Origin of the sequence: Streptomyces nodosus (assembly GCF_008704995.1) — a bacterium.
Lineage (GTDB): Bacteria > Actinomycetota > Actinomycetes > Streptomycetales > Streptomycetaceae > Streptomyces > Streptomyces nodosus.
The window spans coordinates 4,370,694-4,390,800 of the sequence record NZ_CP023747.1; the positions used below are offsets into that span (position 1 = coordinate 4,370,694).

The window sequence follows — 20,107 nt, forward strand, 5'->3', positions numbered from 1 at the left end:
AGGGCCTAGACTCCCGTGCGTACAGATCGTCGAACACACGGTTCACCAGGGTCACCAGGTCAGGGAGTGAGGGGCTGACGTGCCGGATCCGACCGCCGTCGCCGTCATGGCGGAGACCGGAAGCACGGGGACGGGGAGCGCGGAGACCGCCGCGAGAGCCGGAGACATCATCGCGACGGGCTACTTCCAGTCCTACTCCGTCGTCGGGCTGCTCGCCGTCGTGGGGGTGCTCTTCGTGGCCGTCGCCTTCGGCGCCGGCCGGCTGCTGCGCCCGGTCGTGCCCACCCCGGAGAAGCTTCTGACGTACGAGTGCGGTGTCGACCCCGTCGGCGAGGGCTGGGCCCACACCCAGGTTCGCTACTACGTCTATGCGTTTCTGTATGTGATTTTCGCGGTCGACTCGATCTTCCTCTTCCCCTGGGCGACGGTCTTCGCCGATCCGCGTTATGGAGCGACCACGCTCGTGGAGATGTTCGTCTTCCTCGGCTTTCTGGCCGTGGGACTGCTGTACGCATACAAGAAGGGCGTCCTGACATGGACGTGAACCCCTCGACTCCGTCGGTTCCCGAGCCGGTCCCGGTCCCGGTACCGCTCCTGGAGCCGAAGCGACTGGGCGCGCTCTCCCGCCTCGCCCCCGAGCCGATGAAGGTGGTCCTGAACTGGGGACGCCGCTACTCGCTCTGGGTCTTCAACTTCGGCCTCGCCTGCTGCGCGATCGAGTTCATCGCCGCGTCGATGGCCCGCCACGACTTCATCCGCCTGGGCGTGATCCCGTTCGCACCCGGCCCGCGCCAGGCCGATCTGATGGTGGTGTCCGGCACGGTCACGGACAAGATGGCCCCGGCCGTCAAACGCCTGTACGAGCAGATGCCCGAGCCGAAGTACGTCATCTCCTTCGGGGCGTGCTCGAACTGCGGCGGCCCCTACTGGGACTCGTACTCCGTCACCAAGGGCGTCGACCAGATCATCCCGGTGGATGTGTACGTCCCCGGCTGCCCGCCCCGCCCCGAGGCGCTGCTCCAGGGCATCCTCAAACTCCAGGAGAAGATCGCGCGCGAGTCGCTGGGGGAGCGCTACGGCACGGCGCGGCCGTCCACCGCCGCCCTCCAGAGCGGCCTGGTCACCCCGCCCGCCCCGGTCCCGGGCCCCGGGACGGGCCCGGCCACGGAGGTGCGGTGATGACCACGGTCGGCTGGCTGCCCGCACCCGCCGAGGAACTCTTCGGCCCCCAGGCCACGGCCGAGGTGTCCTACGACGTCCTGACGGTCGACGTCCCCGCGACGGGCTGGACCGAGGCGCTGCGGGTCGCCCGCGACGACCTGGGCTGCACCTATTTCGACTGGCTGAGCGCGGTCGACGAACCGGGCACGGGCCTGCGCGTCTCGGCGCATGTGGTAGCCCTGTCCCCGGTCCGCCGACTCCTCGTCCGTACGACCGTGCCGCACACGGCCCCGGTGCTCCCCTCCGCCGTGGGCGTCTACGCGGGTGCCGCCTGGCATGAACGCGAGACCCACGAAATGTTCGGTGTCACCTTCGAGGGCCACCCCGCGCCGGCCCATCTGCTGCTGCCCGAGGGCTTCGAGGGCCACCCCCTGCGCAAGGACTTCGTGCTGGCCGCCCGGGTCGCCAAGGCCTGGCCCGGCGCCAAGGAACCGGGCGAGTCCGACCACGGCGGCCCCAGGCGCCGGCAGATGCTGCCCCCGGGCGTCCCCGACCCCAATGAATGGGGCCCCCTCAAGGGCCAGCTTCCCCCGGCTCCCTCCCGCCCCGCCCGAGCCGCGGGCCGCGCGGCGGGAGACCGGCCGGTCCGCCGCACCCGTACGGCCGCGGAGGGTTCGACGAGCCAGGGCCCGGCCACCGGCGAGCCCACGGACACCCCGCCCACCCCCCGACGGGCCCGCAGCGCCTCGGGAGGATCGGCCTCGCAGCGCGCGCCGGAGCCGGACGCCGGTTCCACGGCTCCGGCCGGTCCGCGGCGTGCGCGCAGCGCCTCGCAGGGGTCGGCGTCCCAACGCACGGCGCCCTCGCCCGAGGCCCCCTCACCCTCGCCCGAGGCACCCGCGTCCGGTCCCCGACGGGCCCGCAGCGCGTCCGAAGGGTCCGCATCGCAAGGGTCGAACGCCCCGGCGGCCGAGGACCCGACCGCCGAGCGCCCCGTCCCGCCCCACGGTGCGGACGCCCCCTGGCACCACGCCCGCCCCGCCTTCGACGAGCCCGAGCCCGCCGGGGCCGAGAGCACGAAGGAGACGACGGGGACCGAGGACGACACCGCCGTACGAGCAGCCGTGCCCGAATCGGCGCCCGAACTCGCGCCCGAGGACGCGCCCGAGGACGCGTCCGGGGCCGGATCCGGAACGGGCGGTGGCGAGGACCGCCCCGGCGACGCCCGGCGCCCCGGGCCGGACCCCGACGAGACGCCCGCCGACGACACACCCACCCCCGACGACCCCTCCGGAGGCACGCCGTGAACGGCGCTCTCGACGTCGCCCTGCGACTCGTCGTGGTGTTCGTCGTCTTCCTCACCTTCCCCCTGATCGTCGGGCAGACCGAACACAAGGTCATGGCCCATATGCAGGGCCGCCTCGGACCCATGTACGCCGGCGGATTCCACGGCTGGGCCCAACTTGTCGCCGACGGTGTGAAGTTCGCCCAGAAAGAGGACGTCGTCCCGGCGGGCGCGGACCGCCGCATCTTCCAACTGGCCCCCGCCGTCGCCCTTCTGCCGTACCTTCTGGTGCTGCTCGCCATCCCGATCGGTCCGGGTGAGGGCGCCGTCGGTCAGGTCGTCGACGCGGGCATCTTCTTCGTGCTGGCCGTCATGGGTGTGGGAGTCCTCGGCTCGCTCATGGCCGGCTGGGCCTCCGCCAACAAGTTCTCCCTCCTCGGCGGCCTCCGCACCGCCGCCCAGCTCCTCGCCTATGAACTCCCCATGCTGCTCGCCGCCGCCTCGGTGGCGATGGCGGCCGGGACGGTCTCGCTGCCCGGCATCGTCGACGCCTTCCGGTGGTGGTGGCTGCCCTGGCAGATCATCGGCGCGCTGATCTTCTTCGTGGCCGGCCTCGCCGAGCTCCAACGCCCGCCCTTCGACATGCCGGTCGCCGACTCGGAGATCATCTTCGGCGCGTACACCGAGTACACCGGGCTCCGTTTCGCCCTGTTCCTGCTCGCCGAGTACGCCGGGATCATCGTCCTGTGCGGCCTGACCACCGTCCTCTTCCTGGGCGGCTGGCACGGCCCCTGGGGAGCCGACGGACTCGGCTGGCTCTGGACGCTCCTGAAGACCGCGGTCCTCGCCTTCGTCGTCATCTGGCTGCGCGTCACCTACCCCCGCCTGCGCGAGGACCAGCTCCAGAAGCTCTCCTGGACCCTCCTCGTCCCCCTCGCCCTCGCCCAGATCGCCCTCACCGGCATCGTCAAGGTGGTGATCTCCTAGTGTCCCGCTCGTCGCCCGGCCACCGCTCCACGACGACGCCCCCCGAGCGGCCTCGCCGGTCCGTCCCCGGCTCCGGCCTCGCCAAGGGCCTGGCCGTCACCCTCCGCACGATGACGAAGAAGTCCGTCACCGAGCAGTACCCGGACACCCAGCCCGCCCTTCCGCCGCGCAGCCGTGGTGTCATCGGCCTGTTCGAGGAGAACTGCACGGTCTGCATGCTGTGCGCCCGCGAGTGCCCGGACTGGTGCATCTACATCGACTCCCACAAGGAGACGGTTCCGCCCGCGGCCCCCGGCGGCCGCGAGCGCAGCCGCAATGTGCTCGACCGCTTCGCCATCGACTTCTCCCTCTGCATGTACTGCGGCATCTGCATCGAGGTCTGCCCCTTCGACGCCCTCTTCTGGTCCCCGGAGTTCGAGTACGCCGAGACCGACATCCGCGACCTCACCCATGAGCGCGACAAGCTCCGCGAGTGGATGTGGACCGTGCCGGCCCCGCCCGCGCTCGACCCCGCCTCCGAGGAACCCAAGGAGATCGCCGCCGCCCGCAGGACCGCCGAGAAGCTGGCCGCCGCACAGGACGCACCGGCACAGGGCGAGCCCACCGAGCCCGACGGTCCGCAGGGAGGCACCGCGTGAGCCCCGCCCTGGCGGTGGCGGCCACGGCCGTCACCGGGACACACGGCTTCCTCTCCCCGACCGGCGTCGAGATCGCCTTCCTCCTCGTCGGCCTGGTGACCTTCGGCGCCGCGCTCGTCACCGTCACCACCCGACAGCTGGTGCACGCCGCCCTGTGGCTCGTGGTGACGCTCGGCGGGCTCGCCGTCGAGTACCTCCTGCTCACCGCCGAGTTCATCGCCTGGATGCAGGTCCTCATCTATGTCGGGTCCGTCGTGGTCCTGCTGCTGTTCGGTCTGATGCTCACCAAGGCCCCCATCGGCCGGTCCCCGGACGCCGACTCCGGCAACCGCCCGGCCGCCCTCACCGTGGCCGTCGCCGCCGGGGCCGCCCTGGTCTGGGTGGTCGTCGACGCCTTCCGCACCACCTGGATAGACCTGTCAGGACCCGCCTCGGGCTCCACCGAGGTCACCGGCGCGAGCCTCTTCCAGCACTGGGTCCTCCCCTTCGAGGCCCTCTCCGTCCTCCTCCTCACCGCTCTGGTCGGGGCGATCGTCCTCTCCCGCAGGGCGAAGGCCGACGAGGCCACCACCGAGAGCACCCCGGCCCGCCCGGACGCGCGCAGCGAGAAGGAAGGCGCCCGCTGATGCACCTCGCCTATCCCGCCGTGCTCGCCGCCCTCCTCTTTTCGACCGGCCTCTACGGTGTCCTCGCCCGCCGCAACGCGATCCTCGTCCTGATGTCGGTCGAGCTGATGCTCAACGCGGTCAACCTCAACCTCGTCGCCTTCGACGTCTGGCTGAGCAGGACCGCCCGCGACACGCTGCACTCCGGCCAGGCACTGACGCTGTTCACCATCGCCGTCGCCGCCGCCGAGATCGGCATCGGCCTGGCGATCGTCCTCGCCGTGTACCGCAACCGCGGCACCTCCGACATCGACCGACTCCGCGACACCGCCGAGGGCCCCGAGGGCGACACCCCCGCGGCCGAGAAGGCTGAGGCCACCGCGTGACCACGACCACCCTCGCCGTTCTCGTCCCCCTCCTGCCCTTCCTCGGCGCCGCGGCCGGACTGCTCCTCGGCCGCACCGCTCCCGGCTTCGTCCGCCCCCTCGCCGTCCTGCCGGCCCTCACCTCCCTCGTGCTGGCCGTGCTGGTCGCCGCACGCCAGGGCGGCGGCCCGGCCCTCGACTCCGCCACGGAACTCACCCCCACCGGCTCCGTCCCGATCGAGCTCGCCCTGCACATCGACGGCTTCGCCGCCCTGGTGGCCGTCCTGGTCGGCGTCGTCGCCACCTGTGTGCAGATCTACTCGACGGGCTATCTGCGCCACGACCCGCGCTACCCCTCGTACGCCGCTCTCGTCTCCCTGTTCACCTCCGCGATGCTGCTGGTCGTCTACTCCGGCGACCTGATCGTGCTGCTGGTCGGCTGGGAAGTCATGGGCATCTGCTCCTACTTCCTGGTGGGCCACTACTGGGAGACCCCGCAGGCACGCGCCGCCTCCCTCAAGGCATTCCTGGTCACCAAGCTCGGCGACGTCCCCTTTCTGATCGGGCTGTTCGCCCTGGGCGCCGACGCCGGTTCCTTCCGGATCACCCGGGTGCTCGGCACCGTGGCGAGCGGCGGGCTGCACCACCCCACCCTGATCGCCCTGCTGCTCCTGGCCGGCGTGGCGGGCAAGTCGGCGCAGTTCCCGCTGCACACCTGGCTCCCCGACGCGATGGCGGGCCCCACCCCCGTCTCCGCGCTGATCCACGCCGCGACGATGGTCGCCGCCGGTGTGTACTTCGTCGCCCGCCTCCTCCCCGTCTTCCAGGCCTCCTCGGCCGCGATGGTGGTCCTCGCCGTCATGGCCGCCGTCACCATGGCCGGCTCGGCGCTCGCCGCGCTCGCCCAGGACGACATCAAACGCGTCCTCGCCTACTCGACGATCGGCCAGCTCGGCTATATGACCGGCGCCCTCGCCGTCGGCGAACGCGGTGCCGCCGTCTTCCACCTCCTGTCCCACGGCGCCTTCAAGGCACTGCTCTTCCTCGCCGCCGGAGTGGTCATCCACGCCGCCGGCACCAACTCGCTGGCCGAGATGTCCCGCATGAAGAACCTGCGCGCCCGCATCCCCGACGCCTACTGGACGATGACCGTGGCGCTGCTCGCGCTCGCCGCGGTCCCGCCGTTCGCCGGCTTCTTCTCCAAGGAGTCCGTCCTCTCCGCGGCCGAGCACGTCGCCATCGGCCACACCGGGCACGCCCCGGGCGCCGCGGGCTGGATCGTCCTGGTCTTCGGTCTGGTCACCGCCCTGCTCACCGCCGCCTACGCGACCCGGCTGTGGCTGCTCGCCTTCCGCGGCCACGGTGCCGAGGCCCCCGACCATGGAAAACAGCCCCTCGCGATGAACGCCGTGCTGTGGGTGCTCGCCATCCCCTCCGTCGCGTTCGGCCTCGGCTACGGCGTGCTGCCCGACTGGTTCGACGGCCACCGCCTGGCACCGACCCTCACCACCTCCGTCCTCGGTACGGGGCTCGCCCTGGTGGGCGGACTGGTGACCTACGGCGCCTGGCGGCACACCACCGTGCTCGCGGCCCGCGTCCCCTCCCCGGGCACTCGGCTCGGCTCGACGGAGTACGCCCAGGACGTCGCCGCCGACCACCCCGAGGAGGACGCCGGCCTGGTCGAGGCCGAGGCCATCGCGAGCCACGTGCCCGCCGGGGGCGAAGCGGCCGCTGCGTCCGACCCGGCGGACCCGGGCCGCCTGCTGCTCGGCCCGCTGCACCGTCACGCCGCCGCCGGCTTCCATCTGGACGCCCTGTACGAGGCGCTCTTCGTCCGTCCGGTCAGGGCCGGAGCGAGTCTCGTCCGGTTCCTCGACCGCGAGGTCGTCGAGACCTATGTACGGGGCGCCGGAGCATTGCCCCGACTGCTCGGCGCCGCCGTACGGCGCGCCCAGACCGGCAATGTGCAGACCTATGTGAGCGCGCTGCTCGCCGGCACCGTCGTCCTGGCGGTGGCCGTCCTCCTCGTCGCCACGGGAGCGTGAGCAGGCGTGATCGATATCAGCGAGTCCCTGATGCAGCTTCTTCTGGCGTTCATCGTCGTCGTGCCGCTCATCGGCGCGGCGGCCGCCCTGCTGCCCGCCCCGCCCGGGCTGAAGGGGAAGTCCCCCGGGCAGGCCGTGCTGCGGCACGGCGTCACCGTCACCGGCGCCGTGCTCATCGCGGCGATCGCCCTGGCGCTCGGCTTCGACCACCGCCACCCGTCGAAGATGCAGGCCACGACCGACATCAGCTGGATCCCCGCACTCGATGTGCGGATCCACCTCGGCATCGACGGCATCTCTCTCCCCCTTCTGGTCCTGACCGCGCTGCTGACCTTCCTCTGCGCGGTCTACTCGTACTTCAAGATGCCCTCGGGCCCGTCCCCGAAGGCCTTCGTCGCCCTGCTGCTGGTCCTCGAGTCCGGCACCCTCGCGACCTTCGCCGTCCTCGATCTGCTGCTGTTCTTCCTCGCGTTCGAGATGGTGCTCATCCCGATGTACTTCCTCATCGCCCGCTGGGGCGGCGAGGGGCGGACCCGGGCCGCGTGGAGGTTCATCCTCTTCACCCTGCTCGGCTCCGTGGTCATGCTGCTCGGCCTGCTTCTGATCGGACTCAGGGCGGGCACCTTCGACATGGTGGCACTCGCCACTGACAACGGCCGGTCCCTCACCACATCCGTGCAGGTCGTCGCCGTACTGGCGATCGGGATCGGGCTCGCGGTCAAGACACCGATGTGGCCCCTGCACAGCTGGCTGCCCGACGCCCACACCGCGGCGCCCACCGTCGGCTCGGTCCTGCTGGCCGGAGTCCTGCTGAAGATGGGCACCTACGGGTTCGTACGGATCCTGCTGCCCGTCGCGCCCGATGGATTCCGCACCTTCGCCCCGTCCCTCGCCGCCCTCGCCGTCATCGGGATCATCTACGGTTCGCTCGCCTGTCTCGCCCTCGTCCGACGGGGCGCGAAGGGCGACCTCAAGCGGCTCATCGCCTACTCCTCGGTGGGCCACATGGGCTTCGTCCTGCTCGGCATCGCGACCATGACCCCGACCGGGGTGAACGGCGCCCTGTTCGCCAACATCGCCCACGGCCTCATCACCGGCCTGCTGTTCTTCCTGGTCGGCGCGGTCAAGGACCGTACGGGCAGCACCGATCTCGACTCCCTCGCCGAAGGGGCCGGCGCCGCCCTCTACGGCAGGGCACCCCGCCTCGGCGGACTGCTCGCCTTCGGTGCCGTCGCCTCGCTCGGTCTGCCCGGCCTCGCCGGATTCTGGGGCGAGATGCTGGCGATGTTCGGCGCGTTCCGGCCCGCCGCCGGCCTCAGCCGCCCCGCCTTCCTCACCTTCATGGCGATCGCGGCCTTCGGCACGCTGCTCACCGCCGCGTACATGCTCATCGTGGTGCGGCGGGTCTGCATGGGCGCCGTCCCGGAGGGATCGCCCGAGCTCGCCGACGTCCACCGGTACGAGTTCGCGGCCTGGACACCGCTCGTCGTCCTCACCCTCGTCGCCGGACTGTGGCCCAGGGCCCTCCTCGGCCTGACCGACCCGGCCGTGCAGCAGCTCCTCGCAGGAGGCATCCGATGAGCTCGATGAGCTCTCTCGTCCAGTCCGTCGACTGGACGGCCGTCGCGCCACCCGCCGTCGCGGCCGTCGTGGCACTCGCCGTCCTCGTCACCGACCTCTTCCTCGGCGAGCGCCACAAGGCCGTCCTCGGCTGGATCTCCCTCGCCGGACTGGCCGCCGCGGCACTGATGCTGCTGCCGCTCCTGGACGGCGACCGCGCCACCTTCTGCCTGACCGGCGACCCGCAGGTGTGCAGCTACACCGCGGACCGGTTCACCCTCGTCATCCAGTTCCTGGTCCTCGGCGGCGCCTTCGTCGCGGCACTTCTCTCGGTCACCGCCCTGAAGGACGCCGAGCGGAACCTTCCCGAGGGCGAGTTCTGGTTCCTGCTGCTCTCCTCCGCCGCGGGCGCCGCCCTGCTGCCCGCCGCCCGCGACCTGGCGACCCTGATCGTCGCCCTGGAGGTCGCCTCGCTGCCCGCGTTCGCCCTCGTCGGCATCCGCCACGGTGACAGCAGGTCCTCCGAAGCGGCCCTGAAGTTCTTCCTCTCCTCCGTCACCGCCACCGCGGTGAGCCTCATGGGCATCAGCTTCGTGTACGCGTCCACCGGCACCCTGCACCTGACCCGGATCGCCGAACGGATCCAGCATGTGGACGGCCAGTTCCACACGCTCGCCCAGACCGGTGTCGTCCTCACCCTGGTGGGCTTCGCCTTCAAGACGGCCGCCGTCCCGTTCCACTTCTGGGTGCCCGACACCTATGTCGGAGCCCCGCTGCCGGTCGCCGCCTATCTGTCGGTCGTCGGCAAGGCGGTCGGCTTCTCCGGACTGATCCTCGTCACGGTGGTCGCCCTTCCGTCCTACGCCGATGTCTGGGGCCCGGCCCTGGCCGTGCTGGCCGCCCTCACCATGACCGTCGGTAATGTCGGGGCACTCCGGCAGCGGGCCGACCGCGCCTTCAGCGCCGTACGCCTGCTGGCCTGGTCCTCCGTCGGCCAGGCCGGCTACCTCCTGGTGCCGATCGCCGCGGCCGCGTACGCCGAGGACACCCGGAAGGCCATCGGCTCCACCGTGGCGTACGCCCTCATGTACGCGGCGGTGAACCTGGGTGCCTTCGCCGTCGCCGCCCTCGTCGGACGCACCAGGACCCTGAACCGCATCACCGACTACCGCGGCCTGTACGCCTCGCACCCCCTTGCCGCCCTGTTCCTCGCGTTCTTCCTGCTCTGCCTGGCGGGCCTGCCGCCGGGTGTCATCGGGCTCTTCGCCAAGGTCACCGTCTTCTCCGCGGCCGTCGACGCGGGCCTCGGCTGGCTCGCCGTGGTCATGGCGGTCAATGTGGTGATCGCGCTCTTCTACTACCTCCAGTGGACGGCCGTGCTCTTCCGCGCCCCCGAGGGCGAACCTGCCCCCGTCCCGAGCGAGGCGGCGGAGAAGCTCCGGGTCCCCGCCCCGCTCACGGCCGCCATCGCCCTGACGGCCGTCCTGGGCATCGTTCTGTCCGGGGCGCCCCAGCTGGTGCTGCGCTTCTCGGCCGCCGCTCTCTTCTGACGGACCACCGCACACACGCACACGGCCCCCCACGCACGCGTGCGGGGGCCGTCGCCTCACCCGGACGGCCCACACGCCCATGGGGCGGGCAGCAGGGAACTCGGGCTTCCCGCCTGGCGTTGACCAGTGCGGGAGGGTCCACTGAGAGGTGGAGTCAGCAGCACCCGCAGACAAAGGGTTCCCCTGCCGCACCACTTGGAGGGCGTACCGTGCACCGCCGGCACAACGGGCTCAGGACCGCAGCACTCCTCGGGGGCCTGTCCGCACTCATCATCGTCATCGGCAGTTTCTTCGGGCGCACGGGTCTGATCGTCGCCGTCCTGGTCGCACTCGGCACCAACGCGTACGCGTACTGGAACAGCGACAAACTGGCCCTGCGTGCGATGCGTGCCCGCCCGGTGAGCGAGTTCGAGGCCCCCGGCCTCTACCGCATGGTCCGCGAACTCTCGAACCAGGCCCGTCAGCCCATGCCCCGGCTGTACATCTCGCCGACGGACGCGCCGAACGCCTTCGCGACCGGACGCAACCCGCGCAATGCCGCCGTCTGCTGCACCGACGGCATCCTCCGCCTCCTCGACGAACGGGAGCTGCGCGGCGTCATCGGACATGAGCTCAGCCATGTCTACAACCGGGACATCCTGATCTCCTCGGTCGCCGGCGCCCTCGCCTCGGTGATCATGTTCCTGGTGAACTTCGCCTGGCTGATCCCGTTCGGCCGCTCGGACGACGACGACGGCCCGGGCATCCTCGGCCTGCTGTTGATCATGATCCTGGGTCCGCTCGCCGCGAGCCTCATCCAGCTCGCCATCAGCCGCTCCAGAGAGTACGAGGCGGACGCCTCGGGAGCCCGGCTGACCGGCGACCCGCTCGCGCTCGCGAGCGCCCTGCGCAAGCTGGAGACGGGCACCCAGCAGCTTCCACTGCCGCCCGAGCCGCGCATCGAGACCGCCAGCCACATGATGATCGCGAACCCCTTCCGTCCGGGCCAGGGACTGTCCAAGATGTTTTCCACGCACCCGCCGATGGCGGAGCGCATCAGCCGGCTCGAACAGATGGCAGGTCGCCACCAGTGAAGACAATCCTGAACGTCATTTGGCTCGTCCTGAGCGGCTTCTGGCTGTTCCTCGGATATCTCTTCGCGGGCGTGCTGCTCTGCATCACGATCATCGGCATCCCGTTCGGCATAGCCGCGTTCCGGATCGGCGTCTACGCCCTGTGGCCCTTCGGCTATACGACGGTCGAGCGCCGCGACGCGGGAGCGCCTTCCTGCATCGGCAACGTCCTGTGGCTGGTCCTGGCGGGCTGGTGGCTGGCCCTCGCCCACATCACCACGGGCATCGCCTTGTGCCTCACGATCATCGGCATCCCGTTCGGCATCGCCAACTTCAAGCTCATCCCGGTCTCGCTGCTCCCCCTGGGCCGCGAGATCGTCCCCACGGACCAGCCGTTCGCGACGCGCTGACGGAGGGTCCTGCCGGGGCCGGGGGACGTTCACGGGCCGCCCGGATCTTCGGCATGCACCGGAGCGGCCCGGGCCCGTGGCCGGGCTCCCGCGCGCGGCCATGACCCGGCTGCGCGTCAGAGGCCGTCGGAGGCCCGCGGCCGCCGTCTACCGCCTCGCGATCCGGCGCCGTACGCCGTACGCCGCCGCCCCCACGCAGAGCACCCCCGTGCCCACCCCCACCGACACCCCGGGCAGCGCACAGGCCAGTACGACGCATCCGAGGAGCCCGACCACCGGTACCACGCGCGAGGCCGGTGCCGAACTCAGGGTCCAGGCGGACGCGTTGGCGACGGCGTAGTACACCAGCACGCCGAAGGAGGAGAAACCGATCGCGCCCCGCACATCCACCGTGGCGGCGAGCGCGGCCACCACGGCACCCACGGCCAGTTCGGCCCGGTGCGGAACCCGGAAGCGCGGATGCACGGCCGCCAGAGCGCCGGGGAGATGGCGGTCGCGGGCCATGGCCAGCGTGGTGCGGGAGACTCCCAGGACGAGTGCCAGCAGCGAGCCCAGCGCGGCCACGGCGGCGCCCACGCGCACCACCGGCACCAGACCCGGTACGCCCGCCGCCCGCACCGCGTCGGCCAGCGGCGCGGTCGCCCGCCCCAGCCCGTCCGGCCCCAGCACGGACAGCACGGCCACCGCCACCGCCGCGTACACCACCAGCGCGACGGCCAGCGCCAGCGGGATCGCGCGCGGAATGGTGCGTGCCGGTTCCCGTACCTCCTCGCCGAGGGTGGCGATGCGTGCGTACCCGGCGAACGCGAAGAAGAGCAGACCGGCCGCCTGGAACACCCCGGCGAAGCCTCCGGGGCCGCCGACGGCCGGCCGCGCCGCACCGAGCGTGCCCGACGCGAGACACACGACGACCACGGCGGCGAGCACGGCCAGGACCACCGCGACGATCACCCGTGTCAGCAGGGCCGACTTGTGCACGCCGCCGTAGTTCACGGCGGTCAGCGCCACCACGGCCACGACGGCCACGGCGTGCGCCTGCCCCGGCCAGACATAGGCGCCCACGGTGAGCGCCATCGCCGCACAGGAAGCGATCTTCCCGACGACGAACGACCAGCCCGCCAGATAGCCCCAGAAGGCCCCCAGCCGCTCCCGCCCGTACACATAGGTGCCGCCGGACGCGGGATACAGAGCGGCCAGCCGTGCCGAGGACATCGCGTTGCAGTAGGCGATCACGGCGGCCACCGCGAGCCCGATCAGCAGGCCCGACCCGGCCGCGCGTGCCGCCGGGCCCAGCGCCGCGAAGATCCCGGCGCCGACCATCGACCCGAGTCCGACGACGACCGCGTCCCGGACCCCGAGAGTCCTGCGCAACCCCATGTCGTCGGGCCGGTGTGCCCCGGACTGTGCCATGCGGCGAACCCTACTGACCCTCGCAACCGGCGACCGCGGCGGAGGCGTCCTTCCCGGCGACGGGCGTGCACCGGGCACGATCGAGCGCGGTCCACCACCGTCACCAGCGGCATCGACGCATGAACACAGCCTGGCCGGAGCAGGAGCACAGCACAGGCAAGAAGCACGGAGAGGCAGGTTCGGGGCATGGGAATCGTCGGCTGGATCATTCTGGGACTGTTGGCGGGTGCCATCGCCAAGTTCCTGCTGCCGGGCAAGGACCCCGGTGGCTTCATCGGCACGACTCTCATCGGCATCGCGGGTGCCTTCATCGGCGGCTGGATCTCGGCGCGATGGCTGGACCACCCGATCACCAAGAACTTCTACGACGGCGCCACCTGGGCGGCCGCGATCGGCGGCTCACTGGTGCTGCTGATCATCTACCGCGTTCTGTTCGGCGGCTCACGCCGCTGAGAGGCGCCCTGACATGCCGCCTGCGGCGCGGCCGACAGCGCAGAGGGTGGGACCCCTGGACGGGGTGCCCACCCTCTGCGCATCGGGGGACCGTCTACCGGTAGTTCACGAACTGGAGCGCGAAGTCGAAGTCCTTGCCCTTCAGCAGGGCGATCACGGCCTGGAGGTCGTCGCGGCTCTTGGAGCTGACCCGCAGCTCGTCGCCCTGCACCTGGGCCTTGATGCCCTTGGGGCCCTCGTCACGGATGATCTTCGCCACCTTCTTCGCGTTGTCCTGGGAGATGCCCTCCTCGATCGACGCGAAGATCTTGTACTCCTTGCCGGAGAGCTGCGGCTCACCGGCGTCCAGCGACTTCAGCGAGATGCCGCGCTTGATGAGCTTCGACTGGAAGACGTCGAGGATGGCCTTCACCCGGTCCTCGGAGTTGGCCTGCATCAGGATCTTGTCGCCGGACCAGGCGATCGAAGCGCCGACGTTCTTGAAGTCGTAGCGCTGAGAGATCTCCTTGGCGGCCTGGTTGAGGGCGTTGTCGACCTCCTGCCGCTCGACCTTCGAGACGATGTCGAAACTGGAGTCGGCCATGTCCTGTGGCTCCTTGTATCGGGTTGTATCGGGGTGATCGGGGTGGATCGGGATGCGTTCGGCGTGCGGGAGCGCGACCGCCCGGCCCGACGGGAATCGCGGGCCCGCATCCGGATAAGCCTAGCCACCTGCGCCCCTGATGGGCGCCGACTATCGGGTGGCGAAGCACCCCACCGCATCGGGTATTGTTTACGTCGTTGCCGGGGATCACCGCGAAAGCGGCTCCACGACAACGAACCCCGGCGGTGTGCCCGAGCGGCCAAAGGGAGCAGACTGTAAATCTGCCGGCTCAGCCTTCCCAGGTTCGAATCCTGGCGCCGCCACGCTTGTGGGAATCGGCCCCCGACCAGTGCATCTGGTCGGGGGCCGTTCTTGTTCCCGCCCGCCTTGTGCTCGTCGTCCTGTCGGCCGGACCGGGCCGTTCTCCGTGGCGGCGCACTCGGGTCTCGTAGGCTGAGGGCATGTCCTCCCGTCGCAGGAAGTGCCCCGAGTGCCGTCGGGAGATCGCCGTGGTCGCCGGGCGGTTCGCACGGCACGATCCGCCCGGGGCGCGGCGCGGCGGGGAACTGGTCTCCTGTCCGGGATCCCGTCGGCTCTCCCACCACGACGCCGCACAGCCCGCTCTCGACGGGTATGCCGTACCGGAGTTCCCGGGGCAGCTCCCGATCTTCTGAGACGACAGGCCCTGGGAACGGGGGGCCTTGACGCGCCGTCAGGCGCCGCCGCCCGCGCCCCTGGCATCGGCCCGGCCGCCCGGCCCGCGAGGGAAGGGTCAGTTCCCCGCCACCGACTTCACGGCCACCGAGACCGGGGTCGAGCCGCCGGTCAGCTCCAGGACCAGACCGGCCGTCGCGGGGGTCTCGATCAGCTCCGCGAGGACCGCCGCCACGTCGTCGCGTGGGATCGCGCCACGGCCGGTGTGCGCCTCGAGGCGCACCAGGCCGCGGCCGGCGTCGTTCGTCAGCGCGCCCGGACGCAGGATCGTCCAGTCCAGGGACTTGTGGGCGCGTACATGGGCGTCCGCCTCGCCCTTGGCGCGCAGATACACATCGAAGACCTCGTCGCCCCGGTGCTCCGGGTCCGCGCCCATCGAGGAGACGATGACGAAACGGCGTACGCCCGCCCGTTCCGCCGCGTCCGCGAACAGGATCGCCGCGTCCCGGTCCACGGTGTCCTTGCGGGCCGCGCCGCTGCCCGGGCCCGCGCCCGCCGCGAAGACGGCCGCGTCGGCTCCCTCCAGATGCGCGGCGACCTCCTCGACCGACGCCGACTCCAGGTCGCACACGATCGGTTCGGCGCCCGCCTCCCGCAGATCGTCGGCCTGCTCCGGACGACGGACGATCCCCGCGGGCACGTCGCCGCGCGCGGCGAGCAGCCGCTCCAGCCGCAGCGCGATCTGTCCATGACCACCAGCGATGACAATGCGCATGTCTCCGACCGTACGCCGGGGCGGACGCCTTCGCCGAACGACTTCAGGCCTGGTTCTGCCTCCATCGGCGGACATCAGGCCCTGCGCGCTCGGCACCTCGGACGGGCGGGGTTCAGGACGGCTGCGCCCGCCCCTGCCGGGGCAGGTCCAGCGCCACCGCCGCCGAGTCGCAGTACTCCCGTACCGCGCTCGTGCGAGCCACCACACGGCCCCGGTGCACGACGACGCGGCTGTATGCGAGCGACAGCGCGCCCGCCAGCCGTTCGCCGCGCACGGCCAGCAGTTCGGCGGGGAAGCCGGCCTCCACGCGCACCTCGGGCAGCCCGAGCACGGCCCGCGCCGACGCGCTCACCGTGTCGTAGGCCTCCTCGGCGGACAGCCCATGGCGGGAGGCCAGCAGATAGGCCGCCTCCAGCGGGTCCCCGCGCCCCACCGGATTCGACAGATCCCTGAGCGCCCCACTGCCCGCCGCCACTCTGACCCCGGCGGACCGCAGCAGCCGTACCGGAGCTGTGCCGCGCCGCTCGACCGCGCCGCAGCCGCCCTGCGGCAGGCAGACCACCGTCACTCCCGCGGCGGCGAGCCGCTCGGCGGCCTGTGCCGCGGAGCCCGCCGGGAGACGCCCGAGCCCGCCGCACGGGGCCAGGGTCACCCCGGGGCGCAGACCGCCCGCCATCGCCGCCAGCCGGGCCAGACGTGCCGGATCGCCGGCGTCCGTGTGCAGGTCCACCGGGCGGTCGAACTCGGAGGCCAGCTCCAGGACCGTCTCCGTGTATCCCGCCGGGTCGGGATCCGCGTCCGGGCAGCCGCCCACCACCGTCGCGCCCCTCCGCAGCGCCTCCCGCAGCAGGGCGAGGCCGTCCGCCCCGGCGATCCCGGTCAGGACCCGCGGCATCGCCACCACCGTCAGCTCGGCAAGTCCGGACAGCGAACGCCGTGCGTTCAGGACCGCCGCCAGCGCGTCCAGGCCCTGCACCTCACCGATGCGCACATGCGAGCGCAGCGCCGTCGCGCCGTGCCCGAGCTGCAGCAGCGCGGCCTCGGTGGTGCGGCGCTGGACCTCCTCGGCCGTGCAGGAGACGGGTCCGTCGCCGTCCGCGGACAGGGCCGTGTCGCTGTGCGCATGCGGCTCGGCGGGGGCCGGCAGAAGGAGATAACCCTCGAGGTCGACATGGGCGCCGACGGACTCCGCGGCCAAGCTGCCGACGGTTCCGACGGCTTCGATGCGACCGTCGCCCAGCCGCACGTCCACCGTCCGCCCGTCGGACAGCCGTGCCCCGCTCAGCAGCAGCGCGGCCGGGCCGGCCGGTTCCGGCGGCGGGGCGGAGAGGCGGGGCGGCGGCTGCGGTCGGCTGTCGGGCATCGCGCTCCTGTGGTTCCGAGGGCCGTTGCGCACCAGAGGCAAAGATCAAGATCAGGCGGGGTGGGTCGAGCCTAGGGTGGCGACCCGGCCGGGGTGGGGAGGAGCGCAATAGTCGTACCGGTGTGGTCCTTACCGCCGGTGACCGGCGTGATCGCCTATGCCCGGGTGATGCCCGGCGCGGCCGGACGGAGCCCCGTCGTGGTCGTGCCCGCAGGGCGGGGAGGTTCCGTCGCGCCGGGTGCGCGAGGGGCGGAGGGAAACCCCCGGGGCAGGGCCCGGAACAGGCCGGGGCGGGTGCCGCGAAACGGATTTGGGCGAACGGCGGGCGACCGTGTAATGTCTTCATCGCTCGCCCCAATAGCTCAGTCGGCAGAGCGTCTCCATGGTAAGGAGAAGGTCAACGGTTCGATTCCGTTTTGGGGCTCTGGTGTGAGAGGCCCCCGTCGCAAGACGGGTTCCGATCGCATCGCAGCGGTGTAGCTCAGTCGGTAGAGCAAGCGGCTCATAATCGCTGTGTCACCGGTTCAAGTCCGGTCACCGCTACACACAGTAGCCGATTGCGGGGTCGGTCCTTCGATCGGCTACTCTTTCTTGCGTTAATTCCCCATCCGTTCGTCAAGGAGCACTCACGTGGCTGCCACCGACGTCCGCCCGAAGATCACGCTGGCCTGCGTGGAGTGCAAGGAGCGGAACTACATCACCAAGAAGAACCGGCGTAACAACCCGGACCGACTTGAGATGAAGAAGCATTGCCCGCGTTGCAACGCGCACACCGCGCACCGCGAGACGCGATAAGCAAGTTCGTACGCGAGGCCGCCCCCATCACCAGGGGGCGGCCTCGCGTCGTTGCGGTGACCGGTGTCCGCCGTGGTTTCGGCGGGACTTCCCTCCCGGTGGCCTCCGTGTGAGACCGGCGGGCGCGCGGCCGTGACCGGCCGCCCCGGACGGCGGCGTTCGCGTGGCCGGGTCCGGGACGACCCGGCCGACCGGGTGGCTGACGGACATCGAGCGGGTGGCTGAAGGAAGATGGGCCGGACCGGACGATCGAACCGGCGCGCGGCAGCGCTTCGCCGCGGCGGCCTTCGACGCGGCCAGACCCGATGAACTAGCAGGAGGTGCCGAGCCCATGGCGCTCGACCAGTCCTTTGTGGGGCGGTCCTACCCGCCCACCGACCCCTACGAGGTCGGCCGGGAGAAGATCCGCGAGTTCGCGGAGGCGATCGGGGACGACAACCCGGCCTACACGGACCGTGAGGCCGCCAAGGCACTCGGCCACCCCGATGTGATCGCCCCGCCGACCTTTGTCTTCGCGATCACCTTCAAGGCCGCGGGCCAGGTCGTCGAGGACCCCAAGCTCGGCCTGGACTACAGCCGCGTGGTGCACGGTGACCAGAAGTTCGCCTACACCCGCCCGGTCCGCGCAGGCGACCGGCTGAGCGTCACCTCGACCATCGAGTCGATCAAGTCCCTGGCCGGCAACGACATCCTGGACATCCGCGGCGAGGTCCATGACGAGGCCGGCGAGCATGTGGTGACCGCCTGGACGAAGCTCGTGGCGCGGGCGCCCGAAGAGGAGGCATGAGCCGGATGACCGCGAAGATCGCTTACGACGCCGTCGACATCGGCACCGAACTGCCGGCGCAGACCTTCCCCGTCACCCGTGACACGCTCGTGCGATACGCGGGCGCCTCCGGGGACTTCAACCCGATCCACTGGAACGAGAAGTTCGCCCGGGAGGTCGGTCTGCCGGACGTCATCGCGCACGGCATGTTCACCATGGCCGAGGCGATCCGCGTGGTGACCGACTGGGCGGGCGACCCCGGTGCCGTCGTCGAGTACGGAGTCCGCTTCACCAAGCCCGTCGTCGTGCCCAACGACGACCAGGGAGCCCTCATCGAGGTCAGCGGCAAGGTCGCGGCCAAGCTCGACGACCACAGGGTCCGCGTCGACCTCACGGCGACCAGCGCGGGACAGAAGGTGCTGGGCATGTCCCGGGCCGTCGTACGACTGGCCTGACGACGGATCGGTCCGGCTCGACCGCGACTTCGGCAAGGGGCGTCCGCCAGGTGCGGGTGCCCCTTGCGGGTGTCGGCCCCCTCCGGCGGGGCCGTGCCCATGCGCCGGTGCCGTCGGGGCCGTCTCGTAGTCTTGGCGCGTGCAGGAACTCCATGACGCCCCGCTCGCCCCGCTGACCACCTTCCGGCTGGGCGGTCCCGCGACCCGCCTGATCACCGCCGGCACCGACGCCGAGGTGATCGCCGCCGTCCGGGAGGCCGACGACTCCGGTACGCCGCTGCTGGTCATCGGCGGCGGATCCAACCTGGTCATCGGCGACGAGGGCTTCGAGGGCACCGCCCTGCGCATCGCGACGGAGGGTTTCTCGCTCGACGGCACGCGGCTGGAGCTGGCCGCCGGCGAGGTGTGGACCGACGCCGTCGCCCGCACCGTCGAGGCCGGTCTCGCCGGGATCGAGTGCCTCGCCGGAATCCCCGGGTCCGCCGGCGCGACCCCGATCCAGAACGTCGGGGCCTACGGTCAGGAAGTCTCCTCCACGATCACCGAGGTGATCGCCTACGACCGAAGGACGCGTGAAACGGTTGTGATCCCGAACGCCGAGTGCGCGTTCTCGTACCGGCACAGTCGTTTCAAGGCCGACCCCGACCGCTTCGTAGTGCTGCGGGTCCGCTTCGCTCTGGAGGACGCAGCGGGACTCTCCGCCCCGCTGAAGTACGCCGAGACGGCCCGCGCCCTGGGGGCCGAGCCCGGTGACCGGGTGCCGCTGGCCGAGGCCCGCGAGACCGTCCTGAAGCTGCGGACGGGTAAGGGCATGGTCCTGGACCCGGAGGACCACGACACCTGGTCGGCCGGCTCCTTCTTCACCAACCCGATCCTCAGGGACGAGGAGTTCGCCGCGTTCCGCGCCCGGGTGCGGGAACGGCTGGGCCAGGAGGCGCAGCCGCCCGCGTACCCGGCGGGCGACGGTCACACCAAGACCTCGGCCGCCTGGCTGATCGACAGGGCGGGCTTCACCAAGGGGTACGGCACCGGCCCCGCCCGTATCTCCACCAAGCACACCCTGGCCCTCACCAACCGGGGTGACGCCACCACCGAGGATCTGCTCGCCCTCGCCCGCGAGGTCGTCGCCGGGGTCCGCGAGGCCTTCGGGATCACCCTGGTGAACGAGCCCGTGACGGTCGGCGTGACCCTCTGA

The 20,107-nt window shown here is 71.5% G+C and carries 22 protein-coding genes and 3 tRNA genes; 21 read left to right on the top strand and 4 right to left on the bottom strand.

Annotation, left to right across the window (positions count from 1 at the left end; translation table 11 throughout):
• Positions 1 to 106 precede the first annotated feature (106 nt).
• The 12 genes from CP978_RS19760 to CP978_RS19815 all read left to right on the top strand — a co-directional run bounded on the left by CP978_RS19760 (position 107) and on the right by CP978_RS19815 (position 11,658).
• The gene (locus CP978_RS19760; protein ID WP_043449023.1) at positions 107 to 544 is read left to right on the top strand and encodes an NADH-quinone oxidoreductase subunit A; all 438 of its coding nucleotides are present in this window, start codon (positions 107 to 109) and stop codon (positions 542 to 544) included.
• Positions 535 to 1,179, top strand: coding sequence for an NADH-quinone oxidoreductase subunit B (locus CP978_RS19765; protein WP_043442929.1), 645 nt, complete (start codon positions 535 to 537; stop codon positions 1,177 to 1,179). Before CP978_RS19760 ends, CP978_RS19765 begins: the two co-directional genes overlap by 10 nt.
• The gene (locus CP978_RS19770) at positions 1,179 to 2,468 is read left to right on the top strand and encodes an NADH-quinone oxidoreductase subunit C (RefSeq protein WP_043442931.1); all 1,290 of its coding nucleotides are present in this window, start codon (positions 1,179 to 1,181) and stop codon (positions 2,466 to 2,468) included. The genes CP978_RS19765 and CP978_RS19770 overlap by 1 nt, the downstream gene beginning before the upstream one ends.
• Complete coding sequence (locus CP978_RS19775; RefSeq protein WP_043442933.1) at positions 2,465 to 3,433, top strand: complex I subunit 1/NuoH family protein; 969 nt, start codon at positions 2,465 to 2,467, stop codon at positions 3,431 to 3,433. The genes CP978_RS19770 and CP978_RS19775 overlap by 4 nt, the downstream gene beginning before the upstream one ends.
• Before the next feature lie 110 nt (positions 3,434 to 3,543).
• The gene (locus tag CP978_RS19780) at positions 3,544 to 4,071 is read left to right on the top strand and encodes a 4Fe-4S binding protein (RefSeq protein WP_052454594.1); all 528 of its coding nucleotides are present in this window, start codon (positions 3,544 to 3,546) and stop codon (positions 4,069 to 4,071) included.
• Positions 4,068 to 4,697, top strand: coding sequence for an NADH-quinone oxidoreductase subunit J family protein (locus CP978_RS19785; RefSeq protein WP_043442935.1), 630 nt, complete (start codon positions 4,068 to 4,070; stop codon positions 4,695 to 4,697). Before CP978_RS19780 ends, CP978_RS19785 begins: the two co-directional genes overlap by 4 nt.
• Positions 4,697 to 5,062 (top strand): NADH-quinone oxidoreductase subunit NuoK, encoded by a 366-nt coding sequence (gene nuoK, locus CP978_RS19790; RefSeq protein ID WP_043442937.1) that lies wholly within the window; start codon positions 4,697 to 4,699, stop codon positions 5,060 to 5,062. Before CP978_RS19785 ends, nuoK begins: the two co-directional genes overlap by 1 nt.
• Complete coding sequence (locus CP978_RS19795; protein WP_043442938.1) at positions 5,059 to 7,086, top strand: NADH-quinone oxidoreductase subunit 5 family protein; 2,028 nt, start codon at positions 5,059 to 5,061, stop codon at positions 7,084 to 7,086. The genes nuoK and CP978_RS19795 overlap by 4 nt, the downstream gene beginning before the upstream one ends.
• A gap of 6 nt (positions 7,087 to 7,092) precedes the next feature.
• Positions 7,093 to 8,667, top strand: coding sequence for an NADH-quinone oxidoreductase subunit M (locus CP978_RS19800; protein WP_043442940.1), 1,575 nt, complete (start codon positions 7,093 to 7,095; stop codon positions 8,665 to 8,667).
• Positions 8,664 to 10,196 (top strand): NADH-quinone oxidoreductase subunit N, encoded by a 1,533-nt coding sequence (locus tag CP978_RS19805; protein ID WP_043442943.1) that lies wholly within the window; start codon positions 8,664 to 8,666, stop codon positions 10,194 to 10,196. The genes CP978_RS19800 and CP978_RS19805 overlap by 4 nt, the downstream gene beginning before the upstream one ends.
• A 209-nt stretch (positions 10,197 to 10,405) precedes the next feature.
• On the top strand, positions 10,406 to 11,269 hold the full coding sequence (gene htpX / locus CP978_RS19810; protein ID WP_043442945.1) for a zinc metalloprotease HtpX: 864 nt from the start codon (positions 10,406 to 10,408) through the stop codon (positions 11,267 to 11,269).
• Entirely contained in the window at positions 11,266 to 11,658 is a 393-nt protein-coding gene (locus CP978_RS19815; protein WP_043442947.1) for a YccF domain-containing protein, read from the top strand. The genes htpX and CP978_RS19815 overlap by 4 nt, the downstream gene beginning before the upstream one ends.
• A 147-nt stretch (positions 11,659 to 11,805) precedes the next feature.
• Here the strand turns inward: CP978_RS19815 and CP978_RS19820 are convergent, their stop codons facing one another.
• Positions 11,806 to 13,068 (bottom strand): APC family permease, encoded by a 1,263-nt coding sequence (locus CP978_RS19820; protein WP_043442949.1) that lies wholly within the window; start codon positions 13,066 to 13,068, stop codon positions 11,806 to 11,808.
• A gap of 186 nt (positions 13,069 to 13,254) precedes the next feature.
• Here CP978_RS19820 and CP978_RS19825 point away from each other — a divergent pair, with 186 nt between their 5' ends.
• Positions 13,255 to 13,521, top strand: coding sequence for a GlsB/YeaQ/YmgE family stress response membrane protein (locus CP978_RS19825; RefSeq protein ID WP_043442951.1), 267 nt, complete (start codon positions 13,255 to 13,257; stop codon positions 13,519 to 13,521).
• Between the two features lie 94 nt (positions 13,522 to 13,615).
• Here CP978_RS19825 and CP978_RS19830 read toward each other — a convergent pair whose 3' ends face one another.
• A complete protein-coding gene (locus tag CP978_RS19830) occupies positions 13,616 to 14,104 on the bottom strand; it encodes a YajQ family cyclic di-GMP-binding protein (RefSeq protein WP_043442953.1) in 489 nt (162 codons plus the stop codon).
• Positions 14,105 to 14,345: 241 nt separating this feature from the next.
• Here CP978_RS19830 and CP978_RS19835 point away from each other — a divergent pair.
• A tRNA-Tyr gene (locus tag CP978_RS19835) sits at positions 14,346 to 14,427 on the top strand.
• 138 nt (positions 14,428 to 14,565) lie between these two features.
• Positions 14,566 to 14,778, top strand: a complete 213-nt coding sequence (locus tag CP978_RS19840) for a hypothetical protein (protein WP_043442956.1) — start codon at positions 14,566 to 14,568, stop codon at positions 14,776 to 14,778.
• Between the two features lie 98 nt (positions 14,779 to 14,876).
• On the opposite strand, the gene CP978_RS19845 is transcribed toward CP978_RS19840, so the two are convergent.
• Both CP978_RS19845 and CP978_RS19850 read right to left on the bottom strand, forming a co-directional pair.
• A complete protein-coding gene (locus CP978_RS19845) occupies positions 14,877 to 15,533 on the bottom strand; it encodes an SDR family oxidoreductase (RefSeq protein WP_043442959.1) in 657 nt (218 codons plus the stop codon).
• A 112-nt stretch (positions 15,534 to 15,645) separates the two neighbouring features.
• The gene (locus CP978_RS19850; RefSeq protein WP_043442962.1) at positions 15,646 to 16,896 is read right to left on the bottom strand and encodes an amidohydrolase family protein; all 1,251 of its coding nucleotides are present in this window, start codon (positions 16,894 to 16,896) and stop codon (positions 15,646 to 15,648) included.
• Positions 16,897 to 17,247: 351 nt separating this feature from the next.
• On the opposite strand from CP978_RS19850, the gene CP978_RS19855 reads away from it, so the two are divergent.
• The 6 genes from CP978_RS19855 (at position 17,248) to CP978_RS19880 (ending at position 20,107) form a co-directional block, all read left to right on the top strand.
• Positions 17,248 to 17,320: transfer RNA gene (locus tag CP978_RS19855), tRNA-Thr, on the top strand.
• A 46-nt stretch (positions 17,321 to 17,366) separates the two neighbouring features.
• Positions 17,367 to 17,439 (top strand) — tRNA-Met (locus tag CP978_RS19860).
• 87 nt (positions 17,440 to 17,526) lie between these two features.
• On the top strand, positions 17,527 to 17,691 hold the full coding sequence (gene rpmG, locus CP978_RS19865; RefSeq protein WP_003948671.1) for a 50S ribosomal protein L33: 165 nt from the start codon (positions 17,527 to 17,529) through the stop codon (positions 17,689 to 17,691).
• Positions 17,692 to 18,022: 331 nt separating this feature from the next.
• Positions 18,023 to 18,478, top strand: coding sequence for a MaoC family dehydratase N-terminal domain-containing protein (locus tag CP978_RS19870; RefSeq protein WP_043442964.1), 456 nt, complete (start codon positions 18,023 to 18,025; stop codon positions 18,476 to 18,478).
• A gap of 5 nt (positions 18,479 to 18,483) precedes the next feature.
• Positions 18,484 to 18,912, top strand: coding sequence for a MaoC family dehydratase (locus tag CP978_RS19875; RefSeq protein ID WP_043442966.1), 429 nt, complete (start codon positions 18,484 to 18,486; stop codon positions 18,910 to 18,912).
• Positions 18,913 to 19,051: 139 nt separating this feature from the next.
• Positions 19,052 to 20,107 carry a UDP-N-acetylmuramate dehydrogenase gene (locus CP978_RS19880; RefSeq protein WP_043442968.1) on the top strand — a complete coding sequence of 352 codons (1,056 nt, stop codon included), beginning with the start codon at positions 19,052 to 19,054 and terminating at the stop codon, positions 20,105 to 20,107.

Coding starts and splice junctions, on each gene's coding strand:
- CP978_RS19760 (WP_043449023.1), top strand. CDS start 107: ATGGCGGAGACCGGAAGCACGGGGACGGGGAGCGCGGAGACCGCCGCG.
- CP978_RS19765 (WP_043442929.1), top strand. CDS start 535: ATGGACGTGAACCCCTCGACTCCGTCGGTTCCCGAGCCGGTCCCGGTC.
- CP978_RS19770 (WP_043442931.1), top strand. CDS start 1,179: ATGACCACGGTCGGCTGGCTGCCCGCACCCGCCGAGGAACTCTTCGGC.
- CP978_RS19780 (WP_052454594.1), top strand. CDS start 3,544: ATGACGAAGAAGTCCGTCACCGAGCAGTACCCGGACACCCAGCCCGCC.
- nuoK (WP_043442937.1), top strand. CDS start 4,697: ATGCACCTCGCCTATCCCGCCGTGCTCGCCGCCCTCCTCTTTTCGACC.
- CP978_RS19805 (WP_043442943.1), top strand. CDS start 8,664: ATGAGCTCGATGAGCTCTCTCGTCCAGTCCGTCGACTGGACGGCCGTC.
- CP978_RS19820 (WP_043442949.1), bottom strand. CDS start 13,068: ATGGCACAGTCCGGGGCACACCGGCCCGACGACATGGGGTTGCGCAGG.
- CP978_RS19825 (WP_043442951.1), top strand. CDS start 13,255: ATGGGAATCGTCGGCTGGATCATTCTGGGACTGTTGGCGGGTGCCATC.
- CP978_RS19830 (WP_043442953.1), bottom strand. CDS start 14,104: ATGGCCGACTCCAGTTTCGACATCGTCTCGAAGGTCGAGCGGCAGGAG.
- CP978_RS19840 (WP_043442956.1), top strand. CDS start 14,566: ATGTCCTCCCGTCGCAGGAAGTGCCCCGAGTGCCGTCGGGAGATCGCC.
- CP978_RS19845 (WP_043442959.1), bottom strand. CDS start 15,533: ATGCGCATTGTCATCGCTGGTGGTCATGGACAGATCGCGCTGCGGCTG.
- CP978_RS19850 (WP_043442962.1), bottom strand. CDS start 16,896: ATGCCCGACAGCCGACCGCAGCCGCCGCCCCGCCTCTCCGCCCCGCCG.
- CP978_RS19870 (WP_043442964.1), top strand. CDS start 18,023: ATGGCGCTCGACCAGTCCTTTGTGGGGCGGTCCTACCCGCCCACCGAC.
- CP978_RS19875 (WP_043442966.1), top strand. CDS start 18,484: ATGACCGCGAAGATCGCTTACGACGCCGTCGACATCGGCACCGAACTG.